Origin of the sequence: Neorhizobium sp. DAR64872/K0K18, from assembly GCF_050500175.1 — a bacterium.
In the GTDB taxonomy this organism is placed as follows: domain Bacteria; phylum Pseudomonadota; class Alphaproteobacteria; order Rhizobiales; family Rhizobiaceae; genus Neorhizobium; species Neorhizobium soli.
On record NZ_CP191446.1, the window covers coordinates 2905796 to 2926589 of the forward strand.

18 protein-coding genes are annotated in these 20794 nt (G+C 60.8%); 5 read left to right on the forward strand and 13 right to left on the reverse strand.

The genetic code is table 11. The annotated features are described in order from the left end of the window. Positions 1-12 precede the first annotated feature (12 nt). Together ACQY1P_RS19725 and ACQY1P_RS19730 are read right to left on the reverse strand one after the other, a co-directional pair. Positions 13-477 (reverse strand): hypothetical protein, encoded by a 465-nt coding sequence (locus ACQY1P_RS19725; RefSeq protein WP_430255044.1) that lies wholly within the window; start codon positions 475-477, stop codon positions 13-15. A gap of 345 nt (positions 478-822) precedes the next feature. Further along, entirely contained in the window at positions 823-1194 is a 372-nt protein-coding gene (locus ACQY1P_RS19730; RefSeq protein WP_430242215.1) for a VOC family protein, read from the reverse strand. A 72-nt stretch (positions 1195-1266) separates the two neighbouring features. Between ACQY1P_RS19730 and ACQY1P_RS19735 the strand changes: the two genes are divergently transcribed. Further along, entirely contained in the window at positions 1267-1713 is a 447-nt protein-coding gene (locus ACQY1P_RS19735) for a MarR family winged helix-turn-helix transcriptional regulator (protein WP_174197024.1), read from the forward strand. A gap of 65 nt (positions 1714-1778) precedes the next feature. On the opposite strand, the gene ACQY1P_RS19740 is transcribed toward ACQY1P_RS19735, so the two are convergent. Next, positions 1779-2696, reverse strand: a complete 918-nt coding sequence (locus ACQY1P_RS19740; protein ID WP_430255046.1) for an AraC family transcriptional regulator — start codon at positions 2694-2696, stop codon at positions 1779-1781. Between the two features lie 169 nt (positions 2697-2865). Here ACQY1P_RS19740 and ACQY1P_RS19745 point away from each other — a divergent pair, with 169 nt between their 5' ends. Continuing rightward, positions 2866-3600, forward strand: coding sequence for an SDR family oxidoreductase (locus ACQY1P_RS19745; protein WP_430255048.1), 735 nt, complete (start codon positions 2866-2868; stop codon positions 3598-3600). Positions 3601-3668: 68 nt separating this feature from the next. On the opposite strand, the gene ACQY1P_RS19750 is transcribed toward ACQY1P_RS19745, so the two are convergent. Next, positions 3669-5663: a DEAD/DEAH box helicase gene (locus ACQY1P_RS19750; RefSeq protein ID WP_430255050.1), complete on the reverse strand. Its 1995-nt coding sequence runs from the start codon at positions 5661-5663 to the stop codon at positions 3669-3671. 439 nt (positions 5664-6102) lie between these two features. Here ACQY1P_RS19750 and ACQY1P_RS19755 point away from each other — a divergent pair, with 439 nt between their 5' ends. Then, the gene (locus tag ACQY1P_RS19755) at positions 6103-6684 is read left to right on the forward strand and encodes a DUF1349 domain-containing protein (RefSeq protein WP_430255052.1); all 582 of its coding nucleotides are present in this window, start codon (positions 6103-6105) and stop codon (positions 6682-6684) included. A 12-nt stretch (positions 6685-6696) separates the two neighbouring features. Here ACQY1P_RS19755 and ACQY1P_RS19760 read toward each other — a convergent pair whose 3' ends face one another. The 9 genes from ACQY1P_RS19760 to ACQY1P_RS19800 all read right to left on the reverse strand — a co-directional run bounded on the left by ACQY1P_RS19760 (position 6697) and on the right by ACQY1P_RS19800 (position 18186). Then, on the reverse strand, positions 6697-7173 hold the full coding sequence (locus tag ACQY1P_RS19760; protein ID WP_430255053.1) for a hypothetical protein: 477 nt from the start codon (positions 7171-7173) through the stop codon (positions 6697-6699). 225 nt (positions 7174-7398) lie between these two features. Next, the gene (locus tag ACQY1P_RS19765) at positions 7399-8418 is read right to left on the reverse strand and encodes a sulfate/molybdate ABC transporter ATP-binding protein (protein WP_430255055.1); all 1020 of its coding nucleotides are present in this window, start codon (positions 8416-8418) and stop codon (positions 7399-7401) included. After that, positions 8415-9293, reverse strand: coding sequence for a sulfate ABC transporter permease subunit CysW (gene cysW / locus ACQY1P_RS19770; RefSeq protein WP_113111866.1), 879 nt, complete (start codon positions 9291-9293; stop codon positions 8415-8417). The genes ACQY1P_RS19765 and cysW overlap by 4 nt, the downstream gene beginning before the upstream one ends. Positions 9294-9297: 4 nt before the next feature. Then, positions 9298-10122: a sulfate ABC transporter permease subunit CysT gene (gene cysT, locus ACQY1P_RS19775; protein ID WP_062581975.1), complete on the reverse strand. Its 825-nt coding sequence runs from the start codon at positions 10120-10122 to the stop codon at positions 9298-9300. Positions 10123-10356: 234 nt separating this feature from the next. Further along, positions 10357-11340, reverse strand: a complete 984-nt coding sequence (gene cysP / locus ACQY1P_RS19780; RefSeq protein ID WP_430255058.1) for a thiosulfate ABC transporter substrate-binding protein CysP — start codon at positions 11338-11340, stop codon at positions 10357-10359. 555 nt (positions 11341-11895) lie between these two features. Next, complete coding sequence (locus ACQY1P_RS19785) at positions 11896-12981, reverse strand: enoyl-CoA hydratase/isomerase family protein (protein WP_430255059.1); 1086 nt, start codon at positions 12979-12981, stop codon at positions 11896-11898. A 178-nt stretch (positions 12982-13159) separates the two neighbouring features. Then, positions 13160-16339: an efflux RND transporter permease subunit gene (locus ACQY1P_RS19790; protein WP_430255061.1), complete on the reverse strand. Its 3180-nt coding sequence runs from the start codon at positions 16337-16339 to the stop codon at positions 13160-13162. A gap of 25 nt (positions 16340-16364) precedes the next feature. Then, on the reverse strand, positions 16365-17534 hold the full coding sequence (locus ACQY1P_RS19795) for an efflux RND transporter periplasmic adaptor subunit (protein WP_113167111.1): 1170 nt from the start codon (positions 17532-17534) through the stop codon (positions 16365-16367). Positions 17535-17583: 49 nt separating this feature from the next. Next, the gene (locus tag ACQY1P_RS19800; protein WP_062461428.1) at positions 17584-18186 is read right to left on the reverse strand and encodes a TetR/AcrR family transcriptional regulator; all 603 of its coding nucleotides are present in this window, start codon (positions 18184-18186) and stop codon (positions 17584-17586) included. Between the two features lie 185 nt (positions 18187-18371). Between ACQY1P_RS19800 and ACQY1P_RS19805 the strand changes: the two genes are divergently transcribed. Then, on the forward strand, positions 18372-20312 hold the full coding sequence (locus ACQY1P_RS19805; protein ID WP_430256747.1) for a PAS domain S-box protein: 1941 nt from the start codon (positions 18372-18374) through the stop codon (positions 20310-20312). 109 nt (positions 20313-20421) lie between these two features. Beyond that, entirely contained in the window at positions 20422-20706 is a 285-nt protein-coding gene (locus ACQY1P_RS19810) for a BON domain-containing protein (RefSeq protein WP_062461431.1), read from the forward strand. Positions 20707-20794 lie beyond the last annotated feature (88 nt).

The window sequence follows — 20794 nt, forward strand, 5'->3', positions numbered from 1 at the left end:
GGCTGAGGAGTTTTAAGCCCGGGCGTCGGCGCTGGAAGTTTCGTCCTGATACTGCTGCATAGTCTCCATGGCCTTCTCGAGCATTCCGCGCGTAACCTCGTCATGGCGCGACATCGCCCCCTCAATACCGGCACGAACCTTTTCCGTGAAATCAACGCGTTCGCCATCATCGGAAGCCTGCAAACCGCCGGCAGTGCCGCCATCCACCGGAATTTTCATCGTCATCGCCATAAAGGGCAGGCCTTCATCAAGCGACATGTTGCCGCTGTGGATCTGGTCATTGCACCAGTCCTGCATTTCCTGGCGGGTCATGCTGGTAAAGTCGGTCTGCTCGGCACCCTCTGCATCCGACTGGGACGGACCTGCCGTGGCAGTGCTCAGCGCGGCCGAAAACGAGGCCGAGGTGTCGTCGGAAGCCGCAGATATCTGCGTGCTCTGGCTCGCGTAGAGGCGACTTGTTGATGTGTCGATTTTCATTGTAGCAATACCTTAAGTATAGAAATGGTACTGCACTATCGAATGCAAAGCTTGCGCCAAGCATTTTGACGTCTCGGACTTGGATAGAGACCTAAATCAACAATATTTTTGAATATTTCACAATAATCATATGAAAATTAGAATAGTTGCCCTGAACTTAGCTTAACGTGTTCATATTGCTTCCGCTTCCTTCTAGCGGAAAATAGAAAATGGCAGGTCTTCGGGCTTTTCGGGCGCCGTTTTAGAGCGAAGTGCGTTCATCGAACGCACTTCGCTTCAGTCTTATGACGCTAAAGCATTTGATACGCCTCAGACTGCCGTCACCCTGAAGGCCAAATGCTCTCGTCACAGCGGTGAGACGTTATGCGCCGTTATCGTATATCCAAATGGATCGACGAATGCGAAGTAGCGCCCGAACGGCCCGTCTTTGGGTGGGAATGCTATCTCCACATCCCTCTCGGAAAGATGCGCGTGCAATTCGTCAGCGTCGTCACAACCAAACCAGATTGCAACGCCCGTTCCGAGCTTTACCGTCTCATCAAAGTCCTCGATCGGCGTGCGAACGGCGAATGGAATAGGGTGGGTTTCGAAAACAATCGCGCCGGGAGGTCCTTTCGCCGAGGGCGTGAGCCCGACGACATCCCGATAGAAGGTGAGTGCGGCGTCCAGATCCTTCGTCTGGATGCCGATGAAATCCGGTCCAATTAATCGAGCCATAGGCTGCCTATCCTTTTCAATGAGACCCGCTATTATCAGGGTACTGACATCCAATAGTATAAGGGCCCTGATATGTCCACTCTCATGGATCCACCCGTCGATGATACATACCGTTCGCTCGGATACGCGCTGAAGCGAGCGCAGCAAGCGCTGCGGGGCCATCTCGACAACAAGCTGAGAGATATCGGACTGACGACCCCACAATATTCGGTACTGGCGGGATTGGAGTTCAGCGCGGGCTTATCAAGTGCGGACTTGGCCCGGCGCGCCTTCGTGACACCGCAGACGATGCAGTCCATCATAGCCACACTCGAACGGGACGGCCTTATCAAGCGCATGGCTCATCCGGTACGCGGCCGGGTTCTCACAACCGAACTGACACCGAAGGGCCGAACCGCATTGTGTGCGGCCCATAAAATCGCCGGTGACGCCGAAACCATCGCCCGAAATGCCGTAGCACCTGACAACCCGGAGATCATATACGCGGCCCTGCTCCGTATAGCAGAGGCAATGCGTTAAACTGATTGGTCGAACCTAACGCCCGGCCAAGCTCCCTGCCGCCCACAACCGCAGCCACAAGCCACCTACCCCAACAGTGGTTCACCATACCCCGGTGGCCCCACCGGCGAGGTCGCCCGCAAATTCCTGACATCGCGGGCGGGTGGTGATCCGAACATTCTTGCGTATTCCCGGGTGAACTGGGACAGGCTTTCATAGCCGACGGCAAGTGCGACGGCTGCCACATCGCCCGGCCGCGCAAAAAGCATGCCGCGCGCCTCGTACAACCTGATCCGCTTTTGATACTGGATCGGCGACAGGCCGGTGCTCGTCTTGAAGCGCCGCTGAAAGGCGGACGGGCTCATGTTTGCAGCGGAGGCAAGATCGTCCACGTGGAAGGTGGTGGCAAAGTCCTTCCGCATTCGGATCAGGGCGTTCCTAATCTGCGAGAACCGATCGTCGATGCTGGCGACTTGCCGCAGCACGGCGCCTTGCGGGCCGCGCAGCAATCGGAACAGAATTTCCCGTTCCAACAGGGGCGCCATCACCGCAATCTCATCCGGCTGCTCCATCAGGCTTAGCATCCTGAACCAAGCGTCGATCAGTCTGTCGCTTGCGTGACTGACGCAAAAACTGGGCGTGTCAGACGACACAGCCGGGCCGGGATCGTCCAGCAGCAAATCGGCGATCATCGCGCGATCGAAGGTGAGCCTGACCGCGAGATAGGGGCCTTTCGCACTCGCGTGAACGATCTCGCCGATGACGGGCAGCGCCACGGAGGCGATGAACGTCTGCCCGGCCGTGTAATTCATCACCTCGCTCCCGATCAGCAGGCGTTTCTCTCCCTGCAGGATCAGGCTAACCAGAGGCTGATAGATTTCGGGAAACAGCTCGGTCGGTTCGGTCACCTTGAGGATGTCGACGCGGGGAATGCCCGTGGTCGTGAGCACGCCTGCAGCGCGTTCTTCCACAAACTCCTTCAACATCCTGATGGCATCGCTCATGAGCAGAGATGTGGCACGGCTTTCCGTCCAGAGCAACGCATAAGCAGGAATGTGCAAATTTCAGACCGGATCGGACGCGCGACGGGATCGCCTCCGGTCTACGGATACTCACCCGCGCAGCCTTGTTGCGATGCTGCGCGGGACACCATTTTATGAAGGAACATTCCAGATGGAAATCAAAGACGCGGTTGTGATTGTCACCGGCGCTTCCTCGGGTATCGGCGAAGCAACGGCGCGCGCTGCGGCCTTGTCCGGCGCGCGGGTCGTTTTGCTGGCCCGCAGGAAAGATCGCATCGAAGCGCTGGCACGGGAGATTGGCAATGAGGCGCTGGCGGTGGTTTGTGATGTCACGCACCCGGAGCAGGTTAAACAAGCCGTCCAGGCCGCCGCTCAGAAATACGGTCGCATCGATGTTCTGGTCAACAACGCCGGACAGGGCCTGCATGCCACGATCGAAGAGATCGGCATTGAGGATTTCAAAGATGTGCTCGATCTCAACTGCGTCGCGCCGCTGGTCATGATGCAGGCGGTCATTCCCCATATGCGCAGGCAAGGTGCCGGCAGCATCGTCAATGTCAGCTCGGGCGCAACGCTTGCCACCTATCCGGGCTCGGCCGCCTATACCAGTTCCAAGGCAGCGCTGAACATGCTTTCAAGTGTCGCGCGCCTGGAGCTTGCCGATGCCGGTATTGCCGTCTCGATCATGCATCCGTTCATCACCGCGACCGAGTTTTATGGCGCTGTCAGGTCTGGGCTGGAATCGGCAAAGACACAGGAGATCCAAACCGCATCCTTCGCACATCCGCCCGAACGCGTGGCAGACATGATCCTTGAGCTTGTGCGGAGCGGCAATGCGCAAGCCGACCTCGTTCCGAAGGACTATGGCGGAAGCTTCGAGGGCTAGGGGATGTAACCTGCCCGCCAGATCTCCCAATAAGCAAACGGGGGACGAAACCTCGCCCCCCGCTATCACTACTTGCGCTTGTCGAACCCGCCCTTAGGGGCCGGCTTCTTGAACGGCTTGTCGCCAGGCTTCTTGGCGAAATTGGACTTCGGCTTTTCACCCCAGACTTCGTCGTCGACGCGGCGGTCGACATTGGCGCCGGCGGGCTTGGCTTTCCAGTCCTTGCGCGGTGCATCGCCGTAAGGCTTGGATCCGGCCGGCTTGTCCTTGTTGAAAGGCTTGTCGCCGTAGGGCTTGTCCTTGTTGAACGGCTTGTCGCTGCGCGGGCCGTCCTTGCTGAACGGCTTGTTGTCCTTGTAGGGCTTGTCGAGACGCGGGCCTTCGCGCTTGACGAAGCCTTCGTCATCGCCGCGCGAGAACTTGCTGAAATCCGGAACGCCATCCAGGCGCGTCACGCGCACGCCGCGTTCCATCATTCCGTCCTTGCCGAGCTTGGCCATGAACTTGTCGGCGTGTGCTGCGGCAATTTCCACGAAGGTCTCTTCGGCCTGCATCTTGATCGCGCCGATCTCCTGCTTGGTGAGATCACCGGCGCGGCAGATGGTGGGGATCAGCCAGCGCGGTTCGGCGCGCTGCTTGCGACCGACCGACAGCGAGAACCAAACGGCTGCGCCGAAATCGCCACGTGGCGTCAGCGGCCGCGGTGCCGAATCATTGCCGCCTTCGCGGGGCTTGCGGGTCTCGAGCGACACTTCGGTAATGTCTTCCGGCGCCGAATTCTTGCCGCGATAGAGGCTGACGAAGGCGGACGCCAGCTTCGTCGCGTCAAAACGCGCCACCAGCTTGTCGATCAGGCCCTGTTCTTCCTCGTCCTTGGCGATCTCTTCAAAGATCGGATCGGCAAACAGACGTTCCTCGTCGCGCGCGGTCACCTCTTCGGCCGATGGCGGGCGGGCCCAGGTGGGCTCAACCTGCGCACCGGCGAGAAGACGCTCGGCCTTGCGGCGCTGGCTGACCGGAACGATCAGGGCGCTGACGCCCTTGCGGCCGGCACGGCCGGTGCGGCCCGAACGGTGCAGCAGCGTTTCCGAATTGGTCGGCAGATCCGCATGGATGACGAGTTCGAGACCCGGCAGGTCGATACCGCGGGCAGCGACGTCGGTTGCAATGCAGACGCGGGCGCGGCCATCACGCATGGCCTGCAGCGCATGCGTGCGCTCGGTCTGCGTCAGCTCGCCAGACAGCGCCACCACGGAGAAATTGCGATTGGCAAGACGGGCATGAAGATGGTTGACGGCAGCGCGCGTCGAGCAGAACACGATCGCGTTTGGCGCCTCATAAAAACGCAACGCATTGACGATCGCATGCTCGCGGTCCGACGGGGTCACGACCAGCGCGCGATATTCGATATCCACATGCTGCTTCTGTTCCGACGCGGTGGCAATGCGCACGGCATTGCGCTGGTAGCTCTTGGCAAGCTTGGCAATGGCCGACGGAACGGTAGCCGAGAACATCAGCGTACGGCGTTCGGCAGGGGCTGCCTCGAGAATGTATTCGAGATCTTCGCGGAAACCGAGATCGAGCATCTCGTCGGCCTCGTCGAGCACGGCCACACGGATTTCCGTCATGTCGAGCGCGTTGCGGCGAATGTGGTCGCAGATACGGCCAGGCGTACCGACAACGATATGCGCGCCGCGTTCCAGTGAACGACGCTCGGCGCGGATATCCATGCCGCCGACGCAGGAGGTGATCACGGCGTCCGCTTCGGCATAGAGCCAGTCGAGCTCGCGCTTCACCTGCATGGCAAGTTCGCGGGTCGGCGCAATGACCAGTGCGAGAGGTGCCGCAGCCCGGCCGAATTTCTCGCCATCGTCGAGCAACGTGCGCGCCATGGCCATGCCGAAGGCAACCGTCTTGCCGGAGCCGGTCTGGGCGGAAACGAGCGCATCGGCGGTTTCAAGCGCGGGATCAAGCATGGCCAGCTGGACGGGGGTTAGCGTCTCATAGCCGCGCTTTTGCAAAGCCTTCGCGATCGCCGGGGCGGCGCCGTTGATATCGGTCATCAAATCTGTCTTTCGGATATGTCGGGCTCAAAGGCCCCATGGCTGCAACGATCGCAGCCGAACGTTTGCGCCGTCCCTATAGGCTTCGGCGCGAAAAGTCAAAGGATGGGTGGCCGCGGCGTCGCGTTTGGTCGCGAGTAGATCTGTCCGTCACCCCGACCGATGTCCGGGCGCGGAGCTGAGTTTGGCCCGAATGAGAGAAGCATGCCCTATCTGTTTTATCCTACCCGGACCACTCCTGCGCCGCGCAGGCGCTCTGCTGCAGGCCGAAGGAAGAGTGATCGTCGTGCGCTATCATTCCACATTCTCCCGGCCGCTGTTGGCGCAACTCAGAATTTTTCTGTCAGTCCTTTTTCGTTGGCAGTTCATGCGCTCTAGCAATAATCTCATGACGAAATATGCGGCAGAGCAAGTCCGCCGTTTGTCATAGGAGTCACTATTGCAGAGCCTTAAGAATGGACGGTGGCTCAATCAGCCCGCAAATTCAGAAGCTTCGGATCTCGGACTATCTGTCACGACCGACTCCAGCACGGACTTCTGGCGAGAGACACACTATGGCTTTGTCCGCGACAACGGCCACTTCTACGCATTCCAGACCGACGGCGACTTCACCGCCCAGGTTCGGGTCCAGGCCCATTTTGAGCATCTTTACGACCAGGCTGGCCTCATGGTCAGGCTTGACGAAAGACGGTGGGTCAAGACCGGGATCGAGTTCTCGGACGGCTATGGCTTGCTCGGCAGTGTGCTGACGAATGACGCCTCCGACTGGGCGACGGGACGATACGACGGCGACCCATCGGATTTTTGGATAAGAGTGACCGTCCAGAGCGGCGTTCTGAGAATACAGGCGTCACGCGATGGAAAGACTTGGCCACTCGTCCGCCTTTGCCCATTCCCAAAAGCGGATCATTATCTCGTTGGCCCGATGTGCTGTACGCCCGAAAGAGCAGGCCTGGAGGTAAGATTCAGTGAATGGCAATTTGGGCAGGCCTTGGGCAAAGACCTCCACGACCTGTCATAGCCGCCAAGGCGCTTAAATTTCCGTGCCGAGAGCAACATACTGATCGAGATGCCTGAGCCATTTGCGCTCGATGGCCGCCTCGATGTCGATTTCGTTTGCGCGAAGATACAAAACGAACTGCCCGAACAAGTCGGCCGCTTCGTTTTCCAGGGCTTCGCGGGTACCGCCTGAACCATCGGCATTTGGCTTCGCCCGACCGGTGATCAGGAGATGCTCAGCTGTCAGTTCACCAAGTTCCTCGGTCAGCTTCAAAAGATACCAGTCGGCGCTCCGTTCAATGGCATGCACTCTGGCATAGAGGTCCCCGACGTGACCAATCCGGTCACTCAGCTCCTTGAAGGTCGCACTCATTCTGTCCTCGGCAATCGTAGAAAGACGCAGTTTGCCGACGCTACCACCGATTTGCGACAGGAGCGCTGCGATGACCGCAAATGGCGGATTTGAGAAGTCGCCAGTCTCAACGTTCGAAAACTGACGCTTCACGTTCACTGACGACGGTCATGCGTCCGGCAGATGATGATGCCTCGTGATCATCCGCAATGACCGCGTCTTGCGATGGCAGACGTCTGACCTCCCTCATTCCTGCGCTCCTCACAGGAACCTAGCAGCGTCGCGTCTGCGGCGCGAAAGGGTCTTTTCACGCGAAGGACTTCGCGTGACTGGATTCCTGTGACGAGCACAGGAATGAGGGGTGTGGATGGGAAACGTTACCCCCTAAACCGCAAACACCTTCGCCCGCCGCAGCGTCACAAACCCGCCCTCACCGGCTGAAACCTGGCGTTCCGGTTCCACGTCGAATTCCAGCTGTTCGCCGGTTCCCGTTACCGCCAGCACGCGTCGGCTGTCGGGGCGGTCGAGGACGCGGGAGATGGTGGCGGCAATGCCGGGTGCCTGCGCCGACCAGTCGAGATCTGCGGGGCGGGCGTAGAGTTCGGCCTTGCCGTCTGGTATCCCCAGTGCATCCACCGAAAGGCCGCCGGCATGGGCGCGGCCGTCGCGGACCTGGGCTGAGAGCACGTTGGCATCGCCCAGGAACTTCATCACGAAGGCCGATTGCGGATCGCGGCAGACTTGCTGCGGCGTGCCCTGCTGCACGATCTGGCCGTCCTTCAGGATCACCACCCGGTCGGCGAGATCGAGTGCCTCTTCCTGGTCGTGGGTGACAAAGATCGTGGTGATGCCGAGTTCGGAATGGATCTCGCGCAGCCAGCGGCGCAGGTCGTGCCGGACGTTTGCATCGAGCGCGCCGAACGGTTCATCGAGCAGCAGCACCTTCGGATCGACCGACAGCGCCCGAGCAAGCGCCACGCGTTGCCGCTGGCCGCCGGAAATCTGGGCCGGGAACCGGTCGCCGAGACCATCCAGCCGCACCAGCCGCAACAGGTCCGTGACGCGGGCATCGATCGCCGCCTTGTCGCGCTTCACCTTGGAAACCTTCATGCCGAAGGCGATGTTCTGCGCCACCGTCATATGCGGGAACAGCGCGTAATGCTGGAACACGAAGCCGACGCCGCGGTCGCGCACCGGAATATCGGTCGCATCCTGATCGCCAAAATAGATGGCGCCGCCATCGGCATATTCGAGACCCGCCACCATGCGCAGAATGGTCGTCTTGCCGGAGCCGGAGGGGCCAAGAAGCGCCACCAGTTCGCCGCTTTCGATATCGAGCGACACGCCTTTCACGGCACGGAAGGTGTCGAAGGTTTTGACGACGTTTTCGAGACGGATCTTCATGCTGTTTTCTCTGCCGGAATGGCGGTTTTGCGGACGCGGCCCGCACCCTGGCGCTCGAGCGCGACCTTGGCGATGATGGTAAGGACGGCGATCAACGCCAGGATGGAAGCCGAGGCGAAAGCGCCCGCCGCCTGATAGTCGTGATAGAGCAGCTCGATATGCAAAGGCAGTGTATTGGTCTGGCCGCGGATATTGCCCGACACGACCGAGACGGCGCCGAATTCGCCCATCACGCGCGCATTGCAGAGAATGACGCCGTAGAGCAGCGCCCATTTCACGTTGGGCAGCGTCACCGAAAAGAAGGTGCGGAAGCCGGATGCGCCAAGCGACGTCGAGGCCTCCTCGAGATCGCGTCCCTGCGCCTGCATCAGCGGGATGAGTTCGCGGGCAACGAAGGGCGCCGTCACGAACATCGAGGCGATGATGATGCCGGGAACCGCAAACAGGATCTTGATCCCATAGGCATCCAGCACCGGCCCGAACAGGCCCTGCAGCCCGTAGACGAACAGATAGGCGACGCCGGCAACGATGGGCGAGACGGAAAACGGGATCTCGATCACCACCAGCAGAAACCGACGCCCCCAGAAATCGAACTTGGTGATTGCCCAGGCGGCGGCGATGCCGAAGGCGGTGTTGACGGGCACGGCAATCAGCGCCGCCAGAACCGTGAGCATGATGGCGTGGCGGGTATCCGGATGAAGGATCGTATCGCGATAGACCGCCCAGCCCTTCGAAAAGGCCTCGACGCCGATGATGATCAGCGGCGCGACGATGACGAAGGCGACGAGCACCAGCACGATGCCGATCAGCGCGCGGCGAAACACCGTGTTGTCACCGACGCGCGGCGGTTTGCGATGGGAGGAAACGGCACTCATGGTCTTATCCCTTCACCGTGTAACGCAGCGCCCGCGACTGCAGCCAGTTGGTGACGGCCAGCATCGTAAAGGCGGCGAGCAGCAGCACCGAGGCGATCGCGGCGGCCGCCTGGTAATCGTATTCCTCAAGCCGGATAAAGATCAGTAGAGCAGTGATTTCCGTCGACATCGGCTGGTTGCCGGCGATGAAGATGATCGCCCCGAATTCGCCAAGGCTGCGGGCAAACGACAGGGAAAGGCCGGCCAGCAGTGCCGGTGTCAGTAGCGGCAGGATGACCTTGGTAAAAATCGTCCAGTCGGAACCGCCGAGCGATTGCGCCGCTTCTTCGAGCGCCGGATCAAGATCTTCCAGCACCGGCTGCACCGTGCGCACGATAAACGGCAGCGAAGTGAAACACATGGCGATCATGATGCCGAGCGGCGTATAGGCAACCTTGATGCCGTAACCTTCCAGCACCGAACCGAACCAGCCATTGTTGGCAAACAGCGCCGTCAGCGCAATGCCGGCAACCGCCGTCGGCAGCGCAAACGGCAGATCGACCATGGCATCGATGATGCGGCGGCCGGGAAACCGGTAGCGTGTGATCACCCAGGCAAGCGATAGTCCGAAAAACAGATTGAACACGGTGGCGCCCAGCGCCGAAAGCACCGTGACCCGGTAACTGGCAAGCGCCCGCGACGACGAGACGATCCGCCAATAATCTTCAGGCCCCAGGCTTGCTGCCTTGATGACAAGGGCCGCCAGCGGCAGCACCACGATCAGGCCGACATAAAACAGGGTCACGCCCAGCGATAACGGCAAGCCAGGCAGGACATTGCGTCGTCTCAAATGATCAGTTCCTCGTTTTCAACTGCAACAAAGTCTTCAACAGCAAGAACCGGCGGACAAATATCCACCGGTCTGATTTCGCAGTTCTTTAGCGTCCCTCATTCCTGTGGCGGTCACACAGAACCCGACGCGTGCCGGGGTGAAGGGTTTTTCAGCCTAAGGACTTAGGCTGGCTGGATTTCTGTGACAAGCACAGGAATGAGGGCAAGGCAGAGCAACTGCTTCCCAGTCCACTCAGCGGCTGCCGTAGAGCTTGTCGAGCGTGCCGCCGGAGGCGAAGTGTTCGGATTGGATCTTGGACCAGCCGCCGAACACGTCGTCGACCTTGACGAGGCGGATTTCGGGGAACTGGCTCTTGAACTCGGCCGCGACCTTTTCGTTATGGACGCGGTGGCCGAATTCGGCGGCGATCTTCTGGCCTTCCTCGGTGTAGAGGAATTCCAGATAGGTCTTTGCCAGCGCTTCCGTGCCATGCTTCTTGGCGACCTTTTCGACAACGGCGACCGGGAATTCGGCGAGCAGCGAGACCGACGGAATGACGTTTTCGACCTTGTCCTTGCCGAACTGCTTTTCGATGCCGCGGGTTTCGGCCTCGAAGGTGATCAGCACGTCGCCCTGGCCGCGTTCGACGAAGGTCGTCGTGGCGGCGCGGCCACCGGTATCAAACACCGGCACGTTGTCGAAGATCTTCGTGATATAGGCTTCGATCTTCTCCTGGTCGTCCTTGAACTCTTCCTTCGCCCAGGCCGTTGCCGCGAGATAGGTGTAGCGGGCGTTGCCGGATGTTTTCGGGTTCGGGAAGATCGCATGGACGTCGTCACGGGCGAGATCGCCCCAATCCTTGATATTTTTCGGATTGCCGGCGCGCACGAGGAAGGCCGGGAAGGAATAGAAGGGCGAGGCGTTGTTCGGGAACGCCTTGTTCCAGTCCGCGGCAACAAAACCCTGCTTTGCCAGGAAATCGACGTCGGTCGACTGGTTGAAGGTGACGACGTCAGCCTCGAGACCCTCAACGATCGAGCGCGCCTGCTTGGACGTACCCGCATGCGACTGATCGATCGTGACGCCCGGATGCGCTTTCACGAAGGCTGCGTTCTCGGCCGCAAACAACTCGCGGGCGACGTCATAGGAAGCGTTGAGCAGTTTCTGCTCCTGCGCAAACGCCGGCTGCACGAAGAGGGCGGCAAGTGCCGTGCCGAGAATAAGAAGGCGGTTCATCAGTGTCTCCGGAATGGGAAGTTGAGGCGACACTACCGGGAGTATCGGTAGACCGCGAGGAACCGCCCTCTCCTGCAGGTGATACACGGAGAAATTTCATCCATTTATCGCAGCATTCGGCGATGGTTTTGCCGGAAGGCGCCAAAGCGCAGTGGATCGCCCCGATCCGGGGGCAAAGAGGATACGGCTGTTTTGGGCCGTGAGGACGAAACGGCAGCATGTTTTTGTTAAGTGCCTGAAAGACAAGCGAACAAAAATTCGTCCCGATCTTTTTCATCCTCACGCCTGAAAGCCACGCGATAATGGCGTCGTCATCGGATGGGAAACCGTTTTCGCGAACCGGTCCCCGACGGTTCAGCGCTTCTGAGGACGAAGCTCGGTTTCCGGTGATGGTCGAACGACATGCGGTCTCTCGGGAACTGACATCTCCCGAAATTATCGCAGGAAACTCGATCGGGGCAGGCAGATCATCATCTCCCTCATACCCACGATACCGCTGCCTGCCCCACTCCCGTTTCAACCATGCCGGTTTCGCCGGTGTGGACGGTTTTGCTGCTACAACCGATGATCGGCAAACAGGACCGGGTGGCCCGCCGCAAGGTAGGGAGCAAGATCGGCTTCTGTCACCTCGGCAAGGCTTGCCGGTTGCCAGCGCGGGTTGCGGTCCTTATCGATCACGGCGGCCCGCACGCCCTCGTAGAAATCATGGTGTTTCAGCAGTTCGCAAGCGGCGGTAAATTCCCGCTCCAGGCATTCGACGAGGCTTGAACTGTCACGGCCGAGACGCAGAAGTTTCAGCGTCAGCTTGAGGCTGGTCGGCGAGCGTTTCGACAGAGTCTCGAGGGTTCGGGCGGCGAACTCGCCTGTCTCCCGGCTGAGCGCTGCAAGGATCTCCTCGACCGTATCATGGGCGAAGGTTCGGTCGATTACGTCACGGTTCTGCGCAAGCGTGCCACCTTCGCCAGACACGGCAAAAGCATCGATCACGGCCTGCACTGCCTCAGCCTCTGAGTCTCTGGGAAGCTGTCCAATTGCGGCGACGAGATCATCCAACTTCTCTGATGGCACGAACGAATCCGCCAACCCGGCATGGATCGCATCGGCACCGTCAACCACGTCACCGGTCAGGCCCATCCAGGTTCCCGCCTCGCCGGGCGCCCGGGGCAAAAGCCACGTCGCGCCCACATCTGGCACATAGCCGATCCCGGTTTCAGGCATGGCGAGTTTCGTGCGCTCGGTAACGATGCGGTGGCTGCCATGCGCCGAAATGCCGACACCGCCGCCCATCACAATCCCGTCCATCAGCGCCACATAGGGCTTCTCGTAGCGCGAGATGCGATAATTAAACGGCATCTCCTCCCGCCAGAACCGCGTCACCTCGGGGTCGGACGCCCGCCCTGCCTGATGAATGGCCCGGATATCGCCACCAGCACACAGGCCACGCTCGCCCTCGCCCCTGATGATCACGCAGGAAATATCGGTATCGGCAGCACAGCGATCGAGTATGTCGTCCAGCGCCCGCACCATGGAAAGGTTGAGACTGTTCAGCGCCCTCGGCCGGTTGAGCGAGATCACCGCGGCAGATCCGCGGCGACTGAACAGCACCTCGGCTTCAGTTCCAGGTTGCACTGGATTGGCCATTGTGTCCTCCATCCTCTACCCCACCGACCCTCATTCCTGTGCTTGTCACAGGAATCCAGCCGACGCGCGTCTGCGTGGCGAAAGAGGGTTTGCAGCCCCAAGGACTTGGGGCAGCTGGATCCCTGTGACAAGCACAGGGATGAGGGAGATTATGGCGCTGTCCCACCGGGAAAGCCCCTCACTCCGCCGCCATCGGCATATCATGCTTGTCCTCGAACAGCTCGCCCTGGTTGGCGGGCGTCTCGGACTTGTCGTCTTTCTTCGCCTTCGGCTCGCGGCCGAAGAAGAGGGAGTAGCCGGCAGGCAGCACGATGATGGTGAGGACGGTAGCGACGAGGATGCCGCCCATCATGGCATAGGCGAGCGGTCCCCAGAACAGGCCGCGCGAGATCGGGATCAGTGCCAGCACCGCCGTGAGCGCGGTCAGCATGATCGGCCGGAAACGCCTGACGGCGGCACCTACGATCGCTTCCTGGCGATGCATGCCCGCCGCGATATCCTGGTCGATCTGGTCGATCAGGATGATCGAGTTGCGAATGATGATTCCGAGCAGCGCGATGACGCCGAGGATGGCGACGAAGCCGAACGGTGCACCGGTGATCAGAAGCGCCATTGCAGCGCCGATGATGCCGAGCGGACCGGTCGACAGAACCAGCATCGCCTTGCCGAAATGCTTGAGCTGCATCATCAGGAGCAGCATGATGACAAGCAGCATGATCGGGGCCTTTGCCGCGATCGAGGCCTGGCTTTCGGCCGCATCTTCGGCGCCGCCCTGGATGTCCACGGAATAGCCGGCCGGCAGGGCCGCCCGCAGGTCGGCCATCGAGTTATAGAGGTTTACCGAGGCCTGCGTCGGCTCGACGCCGTCAGGCAGGGTCGCCTTGACGGTAATCGTCGGCAGACGGTCGCGACGCCACTCGATACCCTGTTCGAGGACAGGCTCGACACGCGCCACCTGCGAAGCCGGCACGAAGGTGCCGAGATCGGTCGGAATATAGACCGACTGGACGGCGGCCAGCAGGTTGCGGGTGGCATCCGGCTCGCGCACCACGATCGAAACGGTCTCCTCGCCATCGCGGAAATCGCTGATCGGAGCGCCCGACGTTGCCGCCTGCAGCATCTGCCGAACCCGCTGCGACGAGACGCCGAGCGCACGCGCGCGGTCCTGATCGATGACGAGCTTCATGCCCGCGACCGGCTCCATCCAGTCGTCGTGAATGGCGCCGAAATCCGGTTGGCTTTCGTAACGTGCCTTGACCTGGTCGGCGATGCGGCGGACTTCCGCCTTGTCCGGGCCAACGACGCGCATCTGCACGGCCCAGCCCGTGGGCGGGCCGAGGAAGAGACGGTCGACCTTGCCGCGCACCGTCGGGAATTCTTCGGCGAGAATCTTTCGCAGCTTGACGATCATCCGCTCGCGCTCTTCAAGACCGTTCGACATGATCAGGAGCTGGGCGTAGTTCGGGTTGCGCAGCTGCTGGTCGAGCGGCAGGAAGAACCGCGGCGCGCCCTCGCCGATATAGGTGGCGACAAAGCTCTTGTCGGGGTCGTTGAGGATCCGGTCTTCGAGCGCCTTGGCCTGACGTTCCACTTCCTTGATTGCGGTGCCCTCCGGCAGCCACATGTCGACCAGAATTTCCGGTCGCGACGACTGCGGGAAGAAGCTCTGCGGAATGAACTGAAACGACCAGAGACTTGCCGCAAACGCGCCGAGCGTGGCGATAAGCACGATCGCCTTGTGGCGCACGGACCAGCCAACTGCATGGCGCACGCTACGATACATACGGGTGTCATAGGCATCGTGATGATCGCCGCTGCCCGCATGGCTCCGCTGCTTGAGGATCATGTAGCCGAGCCAAGGGGTGAAATAGACGGCCACGAACCAGGATACGACGAGCGCGATGCCGACGACGTAGAACAGCGACCGTACGTATTCGCCGGCGGTCGAATCCGCGAAGCCGACCGGGATAAAGCCGGCGGTGGTGATCAGCGTCCCGGTCAGCATCGGGAAGGCGGTGGAGGAATAGGCAAAGCTTGCCGCATCGAGCCGCTCGAACCCCTCCTCCAGCTTTCTTTCCATCAACTCGACGACGATCATCGCATCGTCGACGAGCAGTCCAAGCGCGATGATCAGCGCGCCGAGCGAGATACGCTGCAGCTCGATGCCGAGATAGAACATGATGGCAAGCGTTGCCGACAGAACCAGCGGAATGGCGATCGCAATCACGATGCCCGAGCGCCAGCCGATCGAGATCAGCGACACGACCAGCACGATGACCAGCGCTTCGAGAAGCGCCTGCGTGAACTCGCCGACGGCTTCGGTGACGACCTCAGGCTGGTTGGAGATCTGCTCTACCTGGACGCCGACCGGCAGCGTCTCCTCGAAGCGCTTGTAGGTTTCCTCCACCGCATGACCGACGTCGGTCACTTTGTAGCCGTTCGCCATCACCACGCCGAGCTGCACACTGTCATGGCCGTTGAAGCGGAACTTGCGCTGATACGGGTCCTCGAGACCTTCCTTCACCGTGGCGATATCGCCGAGACGGAAGACCTGGTCGCCGGCGCGCAGCCGCAGCGCCTTGATATCATCTGGCGTGGTCACGCCACCCTCGACCGAGATCCGCACCGAACGGTCCGCGGTTTCCACCGAGCCGGACGCATCGACATCGTTCTGGCCGGCCAGCGCGGTGCTGATGTCATTGACGGTGAGGCCGCGCTCGGCAAGCGCCTGCGACGACACGTCGATGAAGATCTTCTGCGGCTGGTCGCCGAGGATCGTTGCCTTTTCGACGCCGGGCGTGGCCAGCAGCATGTCGCGGGCCTGGATGGCGTATTGCTTCAGCTCCGGATAGCTGTAGCCCTCTCCGGTAATGGCGTTGAGAGTGATATAGGTATCGCCGAACTCGTCGTTGAAATAGGGGCCGTAGATACCGGACGGGAGATCCTGGCGAATGTCGCCGATCTTCTTGCGCACCTGATAGAAGGCATCTGCAACGTCCTGCGCATTCGTGTCGCCCTTCACCTGGATCGTGGTGATCGAGATGCCGGCGCGGGTGTAGGATTTGACCCAGTCGAGATGCGGGGTTTCCTGCAGCTTGCGCTCGATCTTGTTGACCACCTGGTTCTGCATGTCCTCGATCGAGGCACCCGGCCACTGGGCCTGCACGACCATGACGCGGAAGGTAAAGTCCGGATCTTCCTTCTGTCCCATGTTCATGATGCCAAGCGCACCCATGACGATGATGAGACCGAACAGAAAACGCGCGATGCTGGGATGGCCGATGGCCCAGCGGGACAGGTTGAAACTGCCCTTTTCCTTCTGCTTTTCCAGCGGATTGGCCTGATGATCGGAACTCATGATCTTGATCCTCTAACCGGAAATATCAGGGCTGGACGGAAGCGGTGGACTGGCTCGACACCGAGCCGAAGCGTGTCGCGACCGTTTCCGGCAGCTTCACCTTCATATCGTCCTTCATGAACTGGGTGCCGGCCGAGACGATGAGATCGCCTTCGGCAAGGCCTTCCGAGATGCGCACGCCGTCATCGGAAAAATCCGCCACCTTAACCGGACGCGACGCGACAATTCCCTTGCCGCGATCGACCACCCAGACGATCGGCTGGTCACCCTTCTTGGAAAGCGCTGCAAGCGGAATGGCAAAGGCCTTGACCGCGTTTCCGGCGAAAGTCTCAATCGATGCGGTCATGCCGAGCAGGATCTTCGGGTCGGCGGGAAGGCTCACCCGCACCGCGAAAGTGCGTGACTGGGCATCGGCGCTCTGCGCGACTTCACGCACCTTGCCGTCGATCACGAGATCGGCAGACGACCAGATCCGCGCCTTGACCCCGTCGCCCGGCTTGAAATGCGAGACATCCATTTCCGGAACCGCGATCTGGACTTCCTTCTCGCCATCGACGGCGACCGTGACGACGGAGGTGCCGGTGCTCACCACCTGGCCGCGATCGGCGCTGACGGCCGTGACGATACCGTCGCGGTCGGATTTGAGTTCGGAATAGGCAACCTGATTGCGGGCCTTTTCGAGCGCAGACTGCGCTGAATCCCGCTGTGCCAAGGCCTGCTCGCTGCTGAGCTGCGCCTGTTCCAGCTGCGATTTCGACGTGACGTCCTTGGCCGCCAGCGTTTCCGCGCGGCGAAGTGCGAGGCCCGAGATCTCGACCTGCTTGGTGGCCGATGCGAGATCGGCTTCGGCGCTGCCGAGATCAAGCTTGTAATCGGTGGAATCGATCCGAGCGAGCACTTCGCCCGGCGTGACACGGTCGCCTACATCCACAAGCCGCTCGGTGATCTTGCCCGCGACCCTGAAGCCGAGATTCATTTCGGTGCGGGCACGCACGGAACCGGAATAGACGAGCTTGCGGCCCTCATCCGGCGCACCGATCTGCGTCACCTTGACCGGCCGCACGATCTCCGGCGCCTCGGCCTTTTTCTCTTCGGAACATGCCGCGAGCGAAAGAAGCGCCGCAGCGACTGCAACGCCTTTCAAGGCGGAAGAAAAATGACGGGCTGCGACGAAAGACTTTCCTCGGAAAGACATGATCCCACTCCATAAGGCGGGTTACGGTGAGCGCGACAAGCGCAGGTTCTTATTTCAGCGCCCTGAGGGCGAAGTCGACGACATCGGCCGGCGCGGCGCGCCGGGTTTCAAACAGACATTCGGCAATGATCTGCGGGTGACACAGCGTAACCGTGCAATCACAGAGGCATTCTGCGGCAAGCTCAGCGTCCTGTGCGCGGAACTCTCCCATTGCAATCCCCTCCTCGACGAGGCCTGCGACGATCGCTCGAAGCTGCATGATATGGTCTTCGATCACCGACCACTGTTCCTCGATCGCCACGACAACCATCTCGTGGACCTTGTTTTCGTGCAGCAGCGTCTCGACCGTGATGCGGTGCTGCTGAAGAAAATGGTCACGCAGTCGCTCGGTGGCGCTGACGGCGCGTTTGGCATTCTCCCAGGCAACGGCTCGGCTCGCCTCGAGCATGCGGTTGGCAAGCGCCTTGTGGATCTCGGATTTCGACCCGAAGAACCGGTAGATATTGGCCGGCGACATGCCGAGATCCTTGGCGATGTCGGCCACTGTCGTCTTGGCGTAACCGTAATGCTTGAACAGTCGCTCGGCGGCTTCGAGGATGCGGACCACGTTTTCCTGGCGTGTATCCTCGGGAGTGCTGACGGGAACGTCCATAACGGAATGGCTTTCAATTAACGACTGACGAATTTCATTTTTCGTCACTATTCATCTTTAACCTCATTGTGTCAAGGCACTCGTATTTTTCTGCAATGCAAGGCATGGTGGACCCACTGGCGCCTCGAGACGTAAGCTCGGGGTACATCGCATATTGAGTTTGGGCGGTGGGAAAGTTGAAGACCGTGCAGGAAGGCCATCAGGTATCCCCGTTTAACGAGGAGCGGTATCGGCTTCTGATTGATTCCATCACGGATTACGCGATCTACATGCTGGATCCGAAAGGCCACATTGCCAGCTGGAATCCGGGCGCCCGGCGCTTCAAGGGGTTCGAGGAATCCGAAATCCTCGGCCAGCATTTCTCCAGATTCTATACGGAAGAAGATCGGCTCGACCATCTGCCGGAACGCGCACTGAGGATTGCTGGGGCGGAAGGCCGGTTCGAGAACGAAGGCTGGAGGGTTCGCAAGGACGGCAGCCGTTTCTGGGCGCATGTCATCATCGATCCTATCCGCGACGGCGATGGCCAGCTCCTCGGCTTTGCCAAGGTCACCCGCGATCTCACCGAGCGCAGGAATGCCGAAGCAGACCTGAAACGCAGCGAGCGGCAGTTCGAAGTCCTGGTGCAAGGGGTCAGCGACTACGCGCTCTACATGCTCGATGGCAAGGGCAATGTCAGCAACTGGAACCACGGTGCCGAACGCATCAAGGGCTACCGCGCCGAGGAGATCGTCGGCGAGCATTTCTCGACGTTCTACACGGTAGACGACCGCGCCGCCGGCGAACCGACAAAAAATCTTGCAACGGCTCTGCGGGACGGCCGCTTCGAGGGCGAGGGTTGGCGCCACCGCAAGGACGGCACCCGTTTCTGGGCGCATGTGATCATTGACGCGATCCGCGACGAGACTGGAGAGCTGAAAGGGTTCGCCAAGATCACCCGCGACATCACGGAAAAGGTCGAGGCGCAGAAGGCGCTGACCGTCGCCCGTGAGGACCTGTTCCAGGCGCAGAAACTGGAAGCGATCGGCCAACTGACTGGCGGCATCGCCCATGACTTCAACAACCTGCTGATGGCAGTGCTGGGAAGCCTCGAAATCCTCAAGAAGAGATTGCCGGACGACCCGTCGCTGATGCCGCTTCTGCAAAACGCCATTCAGGGCGCCGAGCGCGGTGCAGCGCTGACGCAGCGCATGCTGGCCTTTTCGAGGCGGCAGGAACTCCACATGGCCCCGATCGGCGTTGCCGGTCTGATCGATGGCATGATGAATTTCTTCGAGCGTTCGCTGAGATCGGACCTCACAATCAGAACCGACATTCCCGACAGCCTGCCCCCGGTTCTAAGTGACGCTGTGCAGCTCGAGAGCGCGCTTCTGAACCTCGTCGTCAATGCCCGTGACGCGATGACAACAGGCGGAACCGTGACGATCACCGCCATTGAAGTGCACTTCGCGCAAGGCGACGACAAGCTCCAGCCGGGTCACTACGTCAAGATCAGCGTTTCCGATACGGGCGAAGGCATGGATCCGGAAACGCTTGCCCGCGCTACCACACCGTTCTTCACCACCAAGGGCGTCGGCAAGGGAACGGGTCTCGGCCTGCCCATGGTGCAGGGCCTGACCGAGCAGTCGGGCGGCCGGCTTTCGATCGACAGCGAAGAGGGCAAGGGAACCACGGTTTCCCTGTTTCTGCCCGTTGCCCGTCTTGAAGACTGCCCGGAGGAGAAGAAGCCCGCCTCGGATCTCTCTGCGGCGCGACCGAAGGAGAGGCTGACGGTGCTGGCCGTCGACGACGACGCGCTGGTGCTGATGAACACATCCCTGATGCTGGAGGATCTCGGCCACACGGTGATCGAAGCTTATAACGGCCGCGAAGCGCTGGCTGCGCTAGCCCGCACGGATACGATCGATCTCGTCGTCACGGACCATTCCATGCCGGGAATGACCGGCAGCGAACTCGCGTCGGAGATCAACCGCCAGTGGCCGGGCCTGCCGGTGGTGCTGGCCACCGGCTATGCCGAACTGCCGCCCGGCGAGGACGACCGCCTGCAACTGCCGCGATTGCCGAAGCCGTTCTCCCAGAACCAGCTGGCGGACGTGATCGCCACCATGCTCGGAAGCGCGAGCTGAACCAACGGCTGTGCGCCGCGTTGTATCTCCTGATGATCCGCAGGTGCCGCTCGAGGGTCGTTTCGCCCTCATCTCCTGCTGGACGCGACGACATCAGGGAGAACGTCACATGGTATTCAAACATCCGCAGTTTAACGAAACCGCGCCGGAGATCGAAGTCGAGTTCCCGGCTTACGCCCAGCTGGAAGGCAAGGTCGCCGACGCGCTTGCCTCGGCGGGCGGCATTGATGCAAGCGAAGTGACCGTCACCGTCACCGGAACCTCCATTGCCCTCGCAGGCCGGGTCGCCGACGCCCGCGAGATCGCCCGCGCCGAGGAAGTGGTCCGCAGCGTTGAAGGCGTGACCGAGGTGCGCAACAGCATCACCGCCGAAGCCGGCAGCCATCTCACCTGAGGGTTCGAAAGCCTTCAATGCAAAAAGCCCGGAAGCTGACGCTTCCGGGCTTTTTTGTTGGCTGAGAGCAGGCCGCCTGAGCGACTGC